The sequence below is a fragment of the Halorussus aquaticus genome (genome assembly GCF_024218795.1).
In the GTDB taxonomy this organism is placed as follows: Archaea; Halobacteriota; Halobacteria; order Halobacteriales; family Haladaptataceae; genus Halorussus; species Halorussus aquaticus.
Genome location: NZ_CP100400.1, coordinates 2,386,467 through 2,400,471 on the forward strand (window position 1 = coordinate 2,386,467; position 14,005 = coordinate 2,400,471).

Sequence of the window (14,005 nt, forward strand, 5' to 3'; positions counted from 1 at the left end):
ATGCCATCTATCCAGTCGACGCTCGGCGAGGAGGAGGGGATCGCCGAGGAACTGGCCGAAAGCCAGCGCCAGATCTCCATCGCCGAGTTCTTCGAGAAGAACAAGCACATGCTCGGGTTCGACAGCGGTGCCCGAGCGCTGGTGACGGCGGTGAAGGAGGCAGTAGACAACGCGCTGGACGCGACCGAGGAGGCCGGTATCAAGCCGGACATCTACATCGAAATCGACGACACCGGCGATTACTACACTCTCGTCGTCGAGGACAACGGTCCCGGCATCACCAAGGAACAGGTCCCCAAGGTGTTCGGGAAACTCCTCTACGGGTCGCGTTTCCACGCGCGCGAGCAGTCGCGGGGCCAGCAGGGTATCGGCATCTCCGCGGCGGTGCTGTACTCCCAACTGACCTCCGGCAAGCCCGCCAAGATTACGAGCAAGACCGAGGGCGGCAAGGAACAGTATTTCGAACTCATCATCGACACCGACGAGAACGAACCCGAAATCAAGGACGAGGCCGACTCGCCGCCCGCGGGCAAGCACGTCAACGACACCCACGGAACCCGCATCGAACTGGAGATGGAGGCCAACATGCGCGCCCGCCAGCAACTCCAGCGCTACGTCAAGCACACGGCGGTCGTCAACCCTCACGCTCGGCTCGAATACCGCGAACCGGGCATGGACGAACCCCAGCAGTTCCGGCGCGCCGAGCGCGCGGCCCTCCCGGCCGAGACCGAGGAGATTCGACCCCACCCCCACGGGGTAGAACTGGGTACGGTGCTGAAGATGCTGGCGAGCACGGACTCCCACAGCGTCTCTGGATTCGTACAGGAGGAGTTCACTCGCGTCGGTCGCAAGACCGCCGACTCCATCCTCGACAACTTCCGCGACCGGCACTTCGGCCGGGAGGCCTCGTGGCGACCGCCCGAGGACCACGAACAGGCCGACCTCGCGCGTGCGGTCGCGAACGCGGTCTCGAACAAGAGCAAGGAGGGTACCGCCGCGTTCGGCGACGAAGTGGCCGAGCGAGTCTCCGGCCGTGACCGGGTCGCTCACCACGAACTGGTCGAAATCGTGGCCGAAACCGCCGACGAGGTCGGTGACGACCACGACGAGACGTTCGGCGACACGGTCCAAGAGAACGCGGTCGAGGCCGCGTGGGCCGAACTCACCGACGACCGGCGCAGCGACCTCTACAGGTTGGCGGACAAGGCGACCAGCACCCGGAAGGACGACGAGACCGTCCACGGGTTCGCCGAGCGCCTCGCCAAGCGGTTCGAGAAGGGCCACGAGCGCGACCGGGCGACCCACGACGAGTTGCGCGAGTACGTGGACCGGGCCGCCGACCAGACCGAGGAGTACGACGACGCGACGTTCGGCGACACCGCCCGCGAGAACGTCGTGATGGAGGTCTGGAACCGGATGGCGACCGTTCCCGACGCGGTGCCCAAGGTCTCGGCGTTCGCCGACGACCGCGACATGGCCAGCGACCTGCTGGAGGCGATGAAGGAGACCGACATCATCTCCCCGCCGACGAACTGCCTGTCGCCCATCACCGACGAACTCGTGGAGGCGGGCCTCCGGAAGGAGTACGACGCCGACTTCTACGCGGCCTCGACCCGCGACGCCGACGTTCACGGCGGCGACCCCTTCATCGTGGAGGCCGGTATCGCCTACGGCGGCGAACTCGAAGAGGAGGGCAAGGCCGAGGTCCTGCGCTTCGCGAACCGGGTCCCGCTGGTCTACCAACGCGGGGCCTGTGCGACGACCGACGTAGTAAAGTCCATCGGGTGGCGCAACTACAACCTCAGCCAACCCGGCGGGTCGGGCATCCCGAACGGCCCGGCGGTCATCATGGTTCACGTCGCCTCGACGAACGTCCCGTTCACGAGCGAGAGCAAGGACGCGGTGGCCAACGTCCCCGAAATCGAGGACGAGATAGAACTCGCGATTCGGGAGGCCGCCCGCGAGTTGAAGTCCTACCTGAACAAGCGCAAGTCGCTGGAGAAACGAAAGAAGAAGCAGAACGTCATCGCCTCCATCCTGCCGGAGATGGCCGAGAAGTTGGCCGACGTGACCGGACAGAGCGAACCCGAGTACGAGGACGCGCTGGCCCGAATCATGAACAACGTCCTCGTCGAGCGGAACGTCGAGGACGGCACGGTACGACTCTCGGTCGAGAACAACTCCAGCACGAACGAGTCGCCGGAGATAACCGACATCGTGACCGCCGAACCGCGGAACCTCTCGGACGGCGCGACCGCTGTGGACATGGACGGCGAGTGGTTCGTCAAGTGGTCGCCGACCGTCGACAGCGGCGACGAGGCCGTCCTAGAGTACGAAATCGACGGAGAGGCAGAGTTCGACGTCAGCGTCGAAGGAATCGAGGACCCCAAACTTACCGTCAACCAATGAGCGCAGACAACGAAGCAGAAGCCCAAGAGAAACTCATCGACCTCGCCGCGCAGTTCTACGACCAGTTCGACCGGGGCGAAATCCCCGAGATGTCGGTCCCCACCCGGACCAAGAGCAACATCGTCTTCGACGAAGACGAGGACGTCTGGGTGTACGGCGAGCGCGAGAGCACGCGGAGCGCCAACAGCGTCCGGGGCGCTCGTAAACTCCTGAAGGCGATATACACTATCGACTTCCTCTCCGAGCAGTTGGAGGAGGACCGCTCCTCGACACTGCGTGAACTCTACTACCTGAGCGAGAGTTGGGACGTGAACGAGGCCCAGTTCTCCTCGCAGGACGAGTCGAACCAGTTGGTCGAGGACCTCGAAATCGTCTCGGAGGTCACCCGAGAGGACTTCCACATGCGACCCGAGGAGTCGGGCGCGACCATCATGGGACCGCTCTACCTCCGCGAGCAGACCCGGCGGGGCGAGCGCGAGATTCACTGTCAGAAGGACGTGGGCGAGGGCGGCTACCAGATTCCGAACAACCCCGACACCATCGAGTTCCTCGACAACGACGCCGACTTCGTCCTCTGCGTGGAGACCGGCGGGATGCGCGACCGACTGGTCGAGAACGGCTTCGACGAGAAGTACAACACCATCATCGTCCACCTCAAGGGCCAACCGGCGCGTGCGACCCGCCGCATCACGAAGCGCCTGCAGGACGAACTCGACCTCCCGGTCACGGTGTTCACTGACGGCGACCCGTGGTCCTACCGCATCTTCGGGTCGGTGGCGTACGGGTCCATCAAGTCGGCCCACCTCAGCGAGTACCTCGCCACGCCGGAGGCCCAGTTCATCGGCATCCAACCCGAGGACATCGTGGAGTACGACCTGCCGACCGACCCCCTGAGCGATTCGGACATCAACGCCCTCGAATCGGAACTGGAGGACCCGCGCTTCCAGACCGACTACTGGGAGGAACAGATAGAGATTCAGTTGGACATCGAGAAGAAGTCCGAACAGCAGTCGCTCGCGTCCCACGGTCTAGACTTCGTCACCGAGACGTACCTGCCCGAGCGACTCGAAGCGATGGGCGTGCTGTAGTCCCGGCCGAGAACCGCTTTCCTCACCGTGGTCTCTCCCGGTATCGACGCCCTGCGAAACTCGTGACCGGAATCCGCTACGAGGGCGACCCTACAACTCCCGTTGGGCTTCGTCGGTCCATCTATCGTCGTGCGTCGCGTCGGCCACGATGTCGTCGTTCGTGAAGGGGTCGCCCCGCGCGCAGGACGGACAGTAGCAATTGCTCCCCTTCTCCTCGACGCTGAGGGGGACCCCCGCGACGAAGAACTTCTCCGAGAACGTCCGCTCGACTCCGGTTCCAACCGGACGAGCGCAGGCGGCACACGGGACGTCGGGCGCGTCGACGACCGCCTCGTCGGTCACTCGAACCCGGCCGAACTTCGTCACCGCTTCCCGGTTCTCCAGTCGCCGCTGGACCGGCGGTAGCACGACCAGCGCGGCCGCGAGTAGGCTGATACCGAGGAAGAGGCTCGCGATGCCGGTCACGTCGCCGAGAATGGAGAACCCGACCAGAGCGAAGAAGACGCTGGCGAGGAGTCGTCCGGGGTTCGCGAGGAGGGAGTCGTCCGACTCGGCGCGTTCGTCGTCCGCGTCGTAGCGACCGTCTGCATCGTGGCGGTCGTCGGTGGTCGTCTCGTAGCGTTCGTCGTCGCCCGAGACGTATCGCTCGGTCCCGTCGTCCCGGAGTTCGACGCGGTCGGCCCCCGGGCCGTAACTGTACAACGCGTAGACGACGTTACCGAATCCCCACGTCGTCAGGAGCAACAGCGCGTGGACGCCTATCGACCCGATTCCGCGGTCGATCATGACCACTCTGTCGCCGTAGTCGTGTTTCACGTCCCAGCCTTCGACTGTCAGGTCCTCGACGCGGCGTCGAAACGACGACCGGTCGCGTCTACTGGTGGTTTCGGCGTCCGAGTCGGTCGGTTCGGCGTCCGAACCTAACGACTGGGCGTCCGAGACTGTTCCTTCTCCGACGGCGGAGCCGCAGTCCGAACAGTACGCGTCGCCGGGCGACAGCGACGACCCGCACTGCGAACAGTAGTTGGGCGTGGTACGAGAACTCACGTTCCAAATTGTTGGAGGCCGAATAAGTAAATTGTGTCGGGTTTCCGAATGTCGGACGGAGAACCGAACACGAGGTGTCCCGTCTCGGGCGCGTAACCGACCCCGAAGCCGGTGGAAACCTCGACGCGGCCGGGCGAGGATAGCGTGCCGGAGTCGGTCGCGCGCTACGACTCCGGACAGGGGTCGGTACAGTCGCAGGTGGTACAGTACTCGTAACAGTCGCAGTTCGCTTCCGGCGCACAGTACTCACAACAGTACGTGCGGAGACACGAGTCACAGCAACTATCCGGCGATTCGACGACGTTCGTGTCGCGCTCGCTCGTGCCGACGATGGCGAACGCGTCGTCGACTTCCGGGCGGACGCCGACCGTCAACCACCCGTCGGTCGTCTTCCGCACGAGTTTGAGTTCCGTAATCGGCCGACCGTCTGCGAGTCGGGACACCGTGACGCGCTCCCGACCGTCCGGACGGAGTTCGCCGGAGAGGTCCACGGTGATGTCGGCCGGGTCGGCGCTGTCGAGCAACCCGCGGTCCGCGAGGTCCGCGAGCAGGTCTCGGTGGTCCTCCAACGCCGCCCGGAACGTCTCTCGGGACTCCATCGACTCGCCGTGGGCGTCGGACGCCGCGGCGACGCCGCCGAATCCGAGACTGGCCGTCGCGCCGACCGCGACGTGTTTGAGGACGCTGCGGCGACTCGGTTCGCTCGTGCGCTCACTGTTCGGTGTGTCGTTTGGCATCGTACCACTATCCATTCCGATATATTGTTACTTAAATTTATTTTCTAGAACTAGATGCTATGGTGGTCTGAGAAGTAATGCGGACGAGAAACCCGCCCGTGACGAGCGAGTCGAACTATCGGTCCGTGCTGTCGAACCGGGGGACCGACGAACGGCCGGATTTCCACGGGGCGACGGACGGTTCAGTCGTCGAACCACGCGTCGAGCATCGCTTCGACCGCCTCGTCCTGCGAGCGGACGTGTTCGCGCTCGGGGTCGCTCCGGAACTCCAGCGGTCGGAGGTCGCCGACGGCGACCCGACGAGCGTCGAGTCGCGCGGCCGCCGCGACTTTCCCGTCGTCCAGCACGAAGGGGGCACCGCCGGTCGCCCGGGCGTCCCAATCGACGAGCGACCGGGCCTCGTGCAGTGCGTCCACGCCGTCCTCCCAGCAGTCGTGACAGCACCGGAATTCGAGCGTCCCGCCGTAGTCGCCGACCTCGGTGGGCGGGGGACCGCCTCGCATCGCCGCCCCCCAGACCAGACCGAGCGAATCGACGACGACGTACCGCTCGTCGTCGCTCCCGCAGGCGGCGCAGGCGGTCGGTTCGTCGGTGTATGGCCAGTCGTCGGTGACCGTCTCCATGTCTCGAACGTGGCGGCGTTCCAACAAATGCGTACTCCTTCGAATCGCACTCGACCACGGCGTCCGAAGGGAAGTCACCCCGCCAGAAACGCCGTCACCGCCCGGTCGAACGTCCGCTTTCGCTCCTCGAACGCGGCGTGGCCGGTGCCCTCGACGAGGTTCAGTCGGGCGTCGGGAATCGCGTCCGCCGTCTCGCGGAGGACCTCGCTGGGGTAAAAGTGGTCCTCGGTCCCGCCGACGACGAGCGTCGGGGCTTCGACGTCGGGGAGTCGGTCGGTCGCGTCGTGGTCGAGGCACGCCCGGCACGAGACCGCCACGTCCGAGACGGCGGCCGGTTCCGACAGGAGCGGTCGGCCCACCGTCCGAACCAGCGCCGGATAGAGCCACCGCCGGTAGTCGGTGTAGGTGACCGGAATCGAATCGAGGTAGACGTCGAACCACCGACCCCGGTCGGCCCAGTCGGCCCACCGCCGGAGGGTGTGTCTCCCCGCCGCGCCCACTCGCCGTCCGGAGACGCCGAGGACGAGTCGCCTGACCAGTTCCGGGGCGTCGGCCGCGAGGTGCTGGGCGACCAGACCGCCGAGCGAGACGCCGAGAACGTCGGCGGGCGCGAGGTCGAACTCCCGCAGAACGTCAGCGTACTCTGCGGCCATCTCCCGCGTCGTGGTTCCCTCCGGCAGGTCGCGTCGGCGACCGACGACGTAGACCGCGTGGTCCGCCGCGAACGACCGGTAGTAGTAGCGTTCGAGCAGGAGACCGAAGTGCCGGGGCGGCCGGTCCGGTTGGAAGGCGTCGGTCAGTCCCGCGAAGACGACGAGCGTCCGAGGCCCGTCCCCGAAGGTGACGTACGGATACCGCCCCGCCGACCCGGCCAGAACGCCGCGTTCGCGTCCCATGGAACGCGTCACGACAGCGCGACGAAAAGAAGTTCGGGTGGGTGCTTCGTCAGACGCTACGGGAGCAACACCGCCAGTCCGACGAGAGTCCAGACGACCAGTCCGAGACCGTAGAAGAGCAGTTTGGCCCGGACAGAGTAGTCGGAACTCGACCCCGGGAGGAGTTCCATCCCCTCCGCCATGTTGCCAGAATCGGCGCTCTCGGCACCGCCGACTCCGGCGGCGGGCGCGGCACCCGCTTCGCCCGCCCCGAGGACGACCAACAGGACGCCTGCCCCGGCGAGGAGCAGGAGAGTGAGACCGGTGCTGAAGAGGAAGTAGGCGACTCCGACAGTCGCAATCGCGGCGAGGAGGGTGTATCGGAGGGCGGGAGCGAGCAGGGCGTTCCAATCCATACCTGAAAGTGGATGTATCTCCGACAATAAACGTTCGTCCGGTCGCGTCGGGGTGCGGTTACTCGTCGGTGCGCTCGTCCAGTACGACTGGAACCCCGCGCTCGGCCACGTCAGCGGCGAACGCGTCCGAGTCGGTCTCCAGCGCCGCGAAGGTGTCGTAGTGAATCGGCAGCACGAGGTCGGGGTCCATCTCCTCGGCGAGGTCCGCGGCCTCGTGGCGGTCCATCGTGAACGACCCGCCGATGGGCGGGCAGAACAGCGACACGTCGAGTTCGGCGTGGCCCGCGAGCGCGTCGGAGTCGCCGGGCCAGAAGACCGTCACGTCCTCGCCGCCACGGCCGGAGAGCGTGAGGTGGTAGCCGACGCCGAAGCCCTCGGGGTGGTAGGGGTCGCCGCTCGCGTCGGTGTGGGGACCGTCTGGGTCGTTGTAGCCCGCGACCGACCGGACGATGACGTCGCCGAACAGTCGGTCGTCGGTCTCGTCCACCCGGACGACTTCGTACGGGAGGTCGCGCAGGTCCTCGACGTCCCGGTCGATTTTCGGGGGGTAGACCGCCTCGTAGACCACCAGCGTGGCGTCGTCGCTCGCCACCCGACGAATCGCGTCCGAGTCGTAGTGGTGGTCGTGAGTCACGAGGACGAGGTCGCCGTCCTCCGGACGGTAGTCGCGGGCGTCCGGGTGGCCCGCGTCGGGGGAGTCGGGTCGCCACTCGCCGGTGAGCGTCCCGTACCGACCGGGGTCCACGTAGACGACCGTGCCGTCGGGGGATTCGAGTCGGAGACCGGCGTATCCGAGCCACGTCGCGAGGAGTCCGTCGTGTCGAACCGTCATGGCCGGGAGTTGGTGTGGCCGGTCCTAAATCGTTCGGCATCGGTGCGAGAGCGGCGGCACGACGAACAGGTCGGACCGATTCCCGAGAGATTTCGCTCGAACGCCGTCGAATCAACCGACGAGTACCCCCGCGTACGGCGTCCCGAAAGACCGAGAAACGTTACATTCTTGACTGTAACGAGTGGTGTCGAGAACGTGCCCTCACAGTTTTCGTCGGTCTCGCCGAAAGAGGTCGCAGGTGGCGTCGTGGTCGCGTTCGTCGCCGTCGCCCTCGCGGCGTCCGGGTACTACCGGCCGTCTCTACCGGTCGCCGCCTCGATAGTGCTCTTGGTCGGCGTCACGGCCGCGCACGGTCTGAAACCGTTCGGCGACACGGTCGCGTACCACCTCCTTCAGGCGGGCGCGTTCGCGGTCTACGGACTCGCAGTGGTCGTCACGGAGGACGTCTCGGTCCTCGCTGCCTTCTTGGTGGTCGTCGGTCTCCTCGGCGTTTCGAACTACGCGTGGAAAGCGGCACGTCGGGGCATCTGGACGACTGTCGGGCGATAGGTCGCGGTCGGACCGACTCGTCAGAAACACCCCCGGGGTTTCGGAGTCGTTCGTCGGACTTACGGTGTCGCTGGTCGTGTCTACGGAATCGGCCAGCGTCGGTCAGTTACCGTCGCTTCGGAACGCCCGGAGCGTGTCGCGCTTGGTCGATTGGCACTCGACCTCGGTGAGACCGCGCTCGGTGAAGATGCGGTTCCAGTTCCGGTAGTAGAGCGGGAACTCACCGTCCACGTAGTTGACGCCGCGCCGCGCCGCCAGTTCGCCGTCGGAGTCGCTCCCTTCTCGTTCGCTGTCGGACTCGCGAGGCTCTCGTTGGCCGTCCCTCGCGGTGTCGCGGCCCTCGGTCCGGTCTCCGTCGAGGTCCGACTCCGCCTCGCTCTCGCGGTTCTCGTTCTCGACGGTGACGAGCAGGTCGCCGGTAATCCGGGCCAGTTCACCGAACACCGCCTCGTCGTCGGGATGGATGTGCTGGAGCGTCTCCACAGAGAAGACGGCGTCGAAGCGGTCGTCCTCGAACGCCGCGACGGCGTTCTCGATGGCGTCGTTGTAGAAGGTCCCGTCGGCCGCGAGGTCGGGGTAGGTCTCGGCCATCACGTCGAACGCCTCGTCGTTGATTTCGACGCCGTGGAGGTCGTCGTAGCCGTGGTCGCGGAGGTGCGCGAGGTGTCGTCCCGAACTGCACCCCAGTTCCACGACGGCCGCGTCCGACCCGACGAACGAGTCGAGCAGGTCCAGAATCAGTTCGCTCGTCTCGTCGGGTCCGTAGTAGGCGTAGTAGCTCGGCGAGTACTCCCCCGAACGCTCCGCCCACTCCTTACGGACTTCGTTAGAATCCACTGGTATCGAAACGGACCGCGAGCGTAAAGCCTCACTGGTATCCGGACGCCGCGGCCCTGCTCTCGCTCGGGGCTATCCCGTCCGACCGGCGGTCTTATCCGACTCCCCGATGAATTTTGGCGGCACATGGTCGCCTCGCCGCTGGTTCCGGTCGTCGTCTTTCTGGTCGGCATCGGGGTCGTCGTCTGGAGCGTCGAGGAGTTCGTCGAACACGTCGCGGAGGCCGCGGTGGGCCTCGGCGTCTCGACGTTCCTGCTCACCGTGGTGCTGGCCGGAATCGACCTCGAAAACGCCGTGCTGGGGGTCGCGGCCGCGGCGGGCGACCTGCCGGACGTGGCGCTGGGCACCGTCTTCGGCGAAGCGCTGTTCATCCTCGGCGCGGCGGTCGGACTCGCGGGCGTTGCGATTCCCTTCGAGACCGAGACGCCGCGGGAGTATCTGGTACTGACGGCCGTCTCGCCCGCGCTCCTCGGCCTGCTCTCGCTCGACGGCCGACTGTCGCGCTTCGACGGACTCGTCTTGGTCGTCGGCTTCGCGCCGCTGCTCTGGGTGGTCTACCGACGCGAGGCAGGGCGGACGACCCGGTATCTGGAGGCCGAGGACGCCGACGAAATCGAGGCGGAGGCCGGGGAGGAGTCCGACTCGACCGACGGGGACGACCGCGAATTGGTCGAACTCGGCGTCCTCCTGCTCACCGTCGTCGGCATGACCGCGGGGTCGGAGTTGGCGGTGATGGGTGCCCGCGACGTGCTGGCCGCCTTCGACCTCACCGGACTCGCGTTCGGCGCGACCGTGATGAGTTTCGTCGCCAGTCTGGAGGAGATTCTGCTCACGGTCGAACCCGTCCGGGAGGGCCGCCCGGAGGTCGGCGTCGGCAACGTCGTCGGGAGCACGCTCTTCTTCGTCACGGCCAACGCGGGCGTCGTCGCGCTCGTCCACCCGCTGACGCTGTCGCGGACGGTGTTCGCGGTCCACTGGCCGTTCTTCCTCGGGTCGCTGGCGCTCGTGCTGGCGTTCCTCTTCCGGGGCCGCGTCGGGCGTCCGGAGGGTGCGCTACTGCTCGCGGTGTACGCAGGGTACTGGGCGGCGAACTACCTGCTGTGACGTAACGGGGTTCGGAGTGGTTTTCGGAGGTGGTTCTGTGTCGGTCCTCCCCATCGACTGTTGGAGCAGTTAGACCGCGACCGCACCGCGAATCCAGCAGGAACGCAGAGGCCAGTTAGTGACTGCTTGAGCCGACGAGGACCGCACCGCGACCGGACTGGAGGAAAGACGGTCGCGTTTCGCCGGAGGGTCCACCCGATACTCACTGCGATTCCGCCAGTCGCTCGACGCGCTCCAGCGAGTCGGCGGTCGCGGGGTTCTTGTCGTCCCGGACGCCGAGGAATCTGGGGAACCGCAGGGCGTAGCCCGACGAGTAGGTCGGCGACTGCTGAATCTCCTCGTAGCCCACCTCGAAGACGACCTCCGGCGCGATTTCGACTTCCTGACCCTCTTGAGTCCGAATGTGGGGTTCGAGCAGTTCGGTCAGGTCCGCGAGTTCCTCGTCGGTGATTCCGGTGGCGACCTTGCCGAGCGTCTCGAACGCCTCGCCCGCGTCGTCGGCCCGCGCCGAGAGCAGGAACGTCCCGAGGAAACTCGCTCGCCGCCCCTCGCCCCACTCCGCGCCCGTGACCACGAGGTCCAGCGTCTCCACGTCGGGCTTGCGCTTGAGCCAGTTCTTTCCGCGTCGGCCCGGCGAGTAGGTCGAATCTGGATTCTTGAGCATGATGCCCTCGTGGCCCGCGTCGAGGGCCTCGGTCTCTATCTCGGCGATTTCCGCGGGGTCGTCGGAGACCCACAGTTCCGAGACGCCGGAAGACTCGCGCTGCTCGCCTTCCGAGCCTCCGCTCGCCGCGCTCGCGGAGACGCCCGCGTCGAGGACGCCTTCGAGTCGGTCGTGGCGCTCGGTCAGGGGTGCGCGGAGTAAGTCGTCGCCAGCGCGAGACTCCGTCTCGCGTGCCCCCGAATCGTCGGATTCGGGGACCCCGGCGTGGAGACAGTCGAACGCGAACAGGTCGAGTTCGACCTCCTCGCGGGCTCGCTCGACGTCGTGCTTCCGGCGGAAGCGCCGCAGGACCTCCTGAAACGGCAGCGGTTCGCCGTCCTCCGTGGCGACGACTTCGCCGTCGAGAATCGCGGGCGCGTCGAGGTGGCGCTCGACGTGTTCCACGACTTCGGGGAGCGCGTCGGTCACGTCCTCCATGTTCCGCGAGAAGACGGCGACGTCGCGGTCGGTCGAACCGTCACGCTCGCTCGCGCCGGTCGCGCTCGCGTCTGCACCGCCCCACGCGAGACCGTCGGGGTCGTAGTGAATCTGGACGCGAGCGCCGTCGTACTTCCACTCCACGGCGACCTCGTCCCAGTCGTCGAGCGCGTCGGCGACGGTCCCGGCCTGCGCGAGCATCGCCTGCACCGGACGGCCGAGTTCGAGGTCCATGGCGTCGAGACCCTCCTCGCCCTCGTCGCGGGCCGTGCGCGCCACTTCGCCGTAGTCGTTCGACACCTGTAGCGCGCGCTCGACCGACTCGACCGACACGTCGAACGCCCGCGCGGTGGCGTCCCGGACGGTTCCCTCGCCGACGCCGATGCGCATCTCCGAGAGGACGAGGCGCGCGAGATAGCGGGCCTCCTCGTTGCTCGCCCGGTTGAACAGGCCGAACAGGACGTCTATCTTCTTGTCCTGACTGCCGGAGCCTTCGGCGGCCGCGAGCGCGTCGAGTTTCTCTGCGACCTCCGCGACCGTGAGGTCGTTCGCTCCGCCGGTGTCGTCTCCGCCGCCCGCGCCGCCGGAGGTGAAGGCACCGAGTCCCTGCTGGCCGCCGAAGTCGTAGCTCGCGGCCACCTCGCCCACGTCGCCCACGTCGGCGAGACGGTCCTCCACGTCGTCGGCCGAGACGTTGGTCCCGGCGGCCCGCGCGATGGCCTCGTAGCAGTAACTCGGCCCGATGTCGAGGGTCCGCGAGGACCACGCCGGGAACACTCGACCCTGCACGAACCGGGCCAACACGGGGAGGTCGTCGTCGCTCGCAGTCTCACCGCTCTCGCCCGAGGCCCGTCCGGCCTCGCCGTTCGCGCTCTCGAACAGCGCCGTGACTCGCTCGACGATGTCGGTGTCGGCGCTCAACGCTTCGATTTCGGCGGCCGTCTCGGCGAACTCCCCGAACTTCATCGAGCGAACGTAGTCGGCACCTCGGATTAAACGGTTCGACTCCGCGTGCTGGACTCCGGGTGTCGGAGACGGTGGCTAGAACTCCCGTCGGATGACGGTGTTCGAGGTCCGCGTTGCGATAGTTTCTGGATGGCAACACTTTTCGCGCCGGAGCGTGCCAGTCACGGGCGATGCCCTCCACCGACGACGCGCCCGAGTCTCCGGCCGACCGAGACGGCGGGGGAACGTCACTCCGCGAACCCGAGCGCCGTCCAGACGGCGGACGGGACCCCGAACAGAACTCGAAGCAGGACACTCTCGGGAACCGACGGGAGGGCCGGTAGATGCTGGCGGTCCGTCTGCTCCACGTCCTCGGCATGGCGCTCGCGCTCGGCGGTGCCACCCTGACGTGGTGGCTGTTCCGGCGGGACGCCGCGTCGGATTCGGCCGCGGTGGGCGTCGCGGCGGCCTACGAGCGGGGGTTCTGGGCGGCGATGGGCGTCCTCGTGATGACCGGCGTGGGTAATCTCGGGAGTCTCGCGCCCTTCGTCCCGACCGCGGAGACGCGCTGGGGGACGGCGTTCACGGCGAAGGTACTGGTCGTGCTACTCGTTCTCGCGCTTTCGGTGGTCCGAACGCTCGTCGTCGCGCAGTGTCGCCGGTCTGCGGTCGGAGCCGATTCCGAACCGGCGACCGAACAGTCGGGCCGGAACACCGAGATGTCGGGCCGGGAAACCGGGATGGCAGGTCGGGGCACCGAAACGCTCCGACTCGCCTACGGCGCGACCGCGCTATCGCTGGCGCTGCTCGTCGCGCTGGCGGAGGTGTTGGCGCATGGGTGAGGGGACCGACGACACTCTCGTGACCGCCGACCCACTCGTCGTCTGGGCGCTCGCGACGTTCCACGTCGCCGCGCTGGTCGCTGTCCTGGTCGTCGCACTCTACCGCGCCGGGTCGCTCGGCGACTTACTCGGCGGCCTCGACACGGTCGTCGGTCTCGCGCTCTACCTCGCGCTCTGGGCGAGTACGTGGTGGACGACCCGGCGCGTCCTCGGCGCGGTGGCCGACGCGGGGACCGACGCTTCGGCGCTCACCGTCGTCGGCGCTGGCGGCCGGTGGGGCGGCGTCAACGGCGTCTGTTTCCTCTGGCTTCTACTGTTCGTCGTCGCGGTTCCCGGGGCCGACGTCACCCTCGCTGGCGTCCTCTACTTCCTCGCCTTCGGCGGTATCGGGTCGATACTCGCGCTCGGCATCGGCGGTATCGTGGGCATGCTGTTCGCGGCTACCGACCTCGCCCTGTTCCGGGCGGCGAGAGGTCTCACCTCCGCACCTCCGTTTCCGCCCGCGTCCGACTCGAACTCGGAGCGCCGGAATCGGGACGACGACACCTGACCGACCGCGG

At 67.1% G+C, this 14,005-nt stretch carries 15 protein-coding genes; 7 read left to right on the plus strand and 8 right to left on the minus strand.

The features are described from left to right. The gene (locus NGM06_RS12355) at positions 1–2,409 is read left to right on the plus strand and encodes a DNA topoisomerase VI subunit B (protein WP_254267252.1); all 2,409 of its coding nucleotides are present in this window, start codon (positions 1–3) and stop codon (positions 2,407–2,409) included. After that, a complete protein-coding gene (locus NGM06_RS12360; RefSeq protein WP_254267253.1) occupies positions 2,406–3,497 on the plus strand; it encodes a DNA topoisomerase IV subunit A in 1,092 nt (363 codons plus the stop codon). The genes NGM06_RS12355 and NGM06_RS12360 overlap by 4 nt, the downstream gene beginning before the upstream one ends. Positions 3,498–3,587: 90 nt before the next feature. Here NGM06_RS12360 and NGM06_RS12365 read toward each other — a convergent pair whose 3' ends face one another. From NGM06_RS12365 to NGM06_RS12390, 6 genes are all read right to left on the minus strand, one after another. After that, the gene (locus tag NGM06_RS12365) at positions 3,588–4,544 is read right to left on the minus strand and encodes a zinc ribbon domain-containing protein (RefSeq protein ID WP_254267254.1); all 957 of its coding nucleotides are present in this window, start codon (positions 4,542–4,544) and stop codon (positions 3,588–3,590) included. Between the two features lie 164 nt (positions 4,545–4,708). After that, positions 4,709–5,281: a hypothetical protein gene (locus NGM06_RS12370; protein WP_254267255.1), complete on the minus strand. Its 573-nt coding sequence runs from the start codon at positions 5,279–5,281 to the stop codon at positions 4,709–4,711. A gap of 182 nt (positions 5,282–5,463) precedes the next feature. Then, the gene (locus NGM06_RS12375; protein ID WP_254267256.1) at positions 5,464–5,904 is read right to left on the minus strand and encodes a hypothetical protein; all 441 of its coding nucleotides are present in this window, start codon (positions 5,902–5,904) and stop codon (positions 5,464–5,466) included. A gap of 74 nt (positions 5,905–5,978) precedes the next feature. Beyond that, positions 5,979–6,800, minus strand: coding sequence for an alpha/beta fold hydrolase (locus NGM06_RS12380; RefSeq protein ID WP_254267257.1), 822 nt, complete (start codon positions 6,798–6,800; stop codon positions 5,979–5,981). A 56-nt stretch (positions 6,801–6,856) separates the two neighbouring features. Continuing rightward, complete coding sequence (locus tag NGM06_RS12385; RefSeq protein WP_254267258.1) at positions 6,857–7,195, minus strand: DUF8070 family membrane protein; 339 nt, start codon at positions 7,193–7,195, stop codon at positions 6,857–6,859. Positions 7,196–7,253: 58 nt separating this feature from the next. Beyond that, positions 7,254–8,027 carry an MBL fold metallo-hydrolase gene (locus tag NGM06_RS12390; protein WP_254267259.1) on the minus strand — a complete coding sequence of 258 codons (774 nt, stop codon included), beginning with the start codon at positions 8,025–8,027 and terminating at the stop codon, positions 7,254–7,256. Between the two features lie 195 nt (positions 8,028–8,222). Between NGM06_RS12390 and NGM06_RS12395 the strand changes: the two genes are divergently transcribed. Continuing rightward, on the plus strand, positions 8,223–8,576 hold the full coding sequence (locus tag NGM06_RS12395) for a hypothetical protein (RefSeq protein ID WP_254267260.1): 354 nt from the start codon (positions 8,223–8,225) through the stop codon (positions 8,574–8,576). Positions 8,577–8,678: 102 nt separating this feature from the next. On the opposite strand, the gene NGM06_RS12400 is transcribed toward NGM06_RS12395, so the two are convergent. Next, positions 8,679–9,413: a class I SAM-dependent methyltransferase gene (locus NGM06_RS12400; RefSeq protein WP_254267261.1), complete on the minus strand. Its 735-nt coding sequence runs from the start codon at positions 9,411–9,413 to the stop codon at positions 8,679–8,681. 126 nt (positions 9,414–9,539) lie between these two features. Here NGM06_RS12400 and NGM06_RS12405 point away from each other — a divergent pair, with 126 nt between their 5' ends. Next, the gene (locus NGM06_RS12405) at positions 9,540–10,517 is read left to right on the plus strand and encodes a sodium:calcium antiporter (RefSeq protein WP_254267262.1); all 978 of its coding nucleotides are present in this window, start codon (positions 9,540–9,542) and stop codon (positions 10,515–10,517) included. A 202-nt stretch (positions 10,518–10,719) separates the two neighbouring features. On the opposite strand, the gene ligA is transcribed toward NGM06_RS12405, so the two are convergent. Then, positions 10,720–12,624, minus strand: coding sequence for an ATP-dependent DNA ligase LigA (gene ligA / locus NGM06_RS12410; RefSeq protein ID WP_254267263.1), 1,905 nt, complete (start codon positions 12,622–12,624; stop codon positions 10,720–10,722). 170 nt (positions 12,625–12,794) lie between these two features. Between ligA and NGM06_RS12415 the strand changes: the two genes are divergently transcribed. The 3 genes from NGM06_RS12415 to NGM06_RS12425 are packed head-to-tail and all read left to right on the plus strand — an operon-like array spanning position 12,795 to position 13,995. Continuing rightward, positions 12,795–12,947 (plus strand): hypothetical protein, encoded by a 153-nt coding sequence (locus NGM06_RS12415; RefSeq protein ID WP_254267264.1) that lies wholly within the window; start codon positions 12,795–12,797, stop codon positions 12,945–12,947. Then, the gene (locus NGM06_RS12420) at positions 12,948–13,445 is read left to right on the plus strand and encodes a hypothetical protein (RefSeq protein ID WP_254267265.1); all 498 of its coding nucleotides are present in this window, start codon (positions 12,948–12,950) and stop codon (positions 13,443–13,445) included. After that, positions 13,438–13,995 (plus strand): DUF7965 family protein, encoded by a 558-nt coding sequence (locus NGM06_RS12425; RefSeq protein WP_254267266.1) that lies wholly within the window; start codon positions 13,438–13,440, stop codon positions 13,993–13,995. Before NGM06_RS12420 ends, NGM06_RS12425 begins: the two co-directional genes overlap by 8 nt. Positions 13,996–14,005 lie beyond the last annotated feature (10 nt).

Excerpts from the sequence above, each read along its gene's own strand:
- NGM06_RS12355 (WP_254267252.1), top strand. The coding sequence starts at position 1 with ATGCCATCTATCCAGTCGACGCTCGGCGAGGAGGAGGGGATCGCCGAG.
- NGM06_RS12360 (WP_254267253.1), top strand. The coding sequence starts at position 2,406 with ATGAGCGCAGACAACGAAGCAGAAGCCCAAGAGAAACTCATCGACCTC.
- NGM06_RS12370 (WP_254267255.1), bottom strand. The coding sequence starts at position 5,281 with ATGCCAAACGACACACCGAACAGTGAGCGCACGAGCGAACCGAGTCGC.
- NGM06_RS12375 (WP_254267256.1), bottom strand. The coding sequence starts at position 5,904 with ATGGAGACGGTCACCGACGACTGGCCATACACCGACGAACCGACCGCC.
- NGM06_RS12380 (WP_254267257.1), bottom strand. The coding sequence starts at position 6,800 with ATGGGACGCGAACGCGGCGTTCTGGCCGGGTCGGCGGGGCGGTATCCG.
- NGM06_RS12385 (WP_254267258.1), bottom strand. The coding sequence starts at position 7,195 with ATGGATTGGAACGCCCTGCTCGCTCCCGCCCTCCGATACACCCTCCTC.
- NGM06_RS12390 (WP_254267259.1), bottom strand. The coding sequence starts at position 8,027 with ATGACGGTTCGACACGACGGACTCCTCGCGACGTGGCTCGGATACGCC.
- NGM06_RS12405 (WP_254267262.1), top strand. The coding sequence starts at position 9,540 with ATGGTCGCCTCGCCGCTGGTTCCGGTCGTCGTCTTTCTGGTCGGCATC.
- ligA (WP_254267263.1), bottom strand. The coding sequence starts at position 12,624 with ATGAAGTTCGGGGAGTTCGCCGAGACGGCCGCCGAAATCGAAGCGTTG.
- NGM06_RS12415 (WP_254267264.1), top strand. The coding sequence starts at position 12,795 with ATGCCCTCCACCGACGACGCGCCCGAGTCTCCGGCCGACCGAGACGGC.
- NGM06_RS12420 (WP_254267265.1), top strand. The coding sequence starts at position 12,948 with ATGCTGGCGGTCCGTCTGCTCCACGTCCTCGGCATGGCGCTCGCGCTC.
- NGM06_RS12425 (WP_254267266.1), top strand. The coding sequence starts at position 13,438 with ATGGGTGAGGGGACCGACGACACTCTCGTGACCGCCGACCCACTCGTC.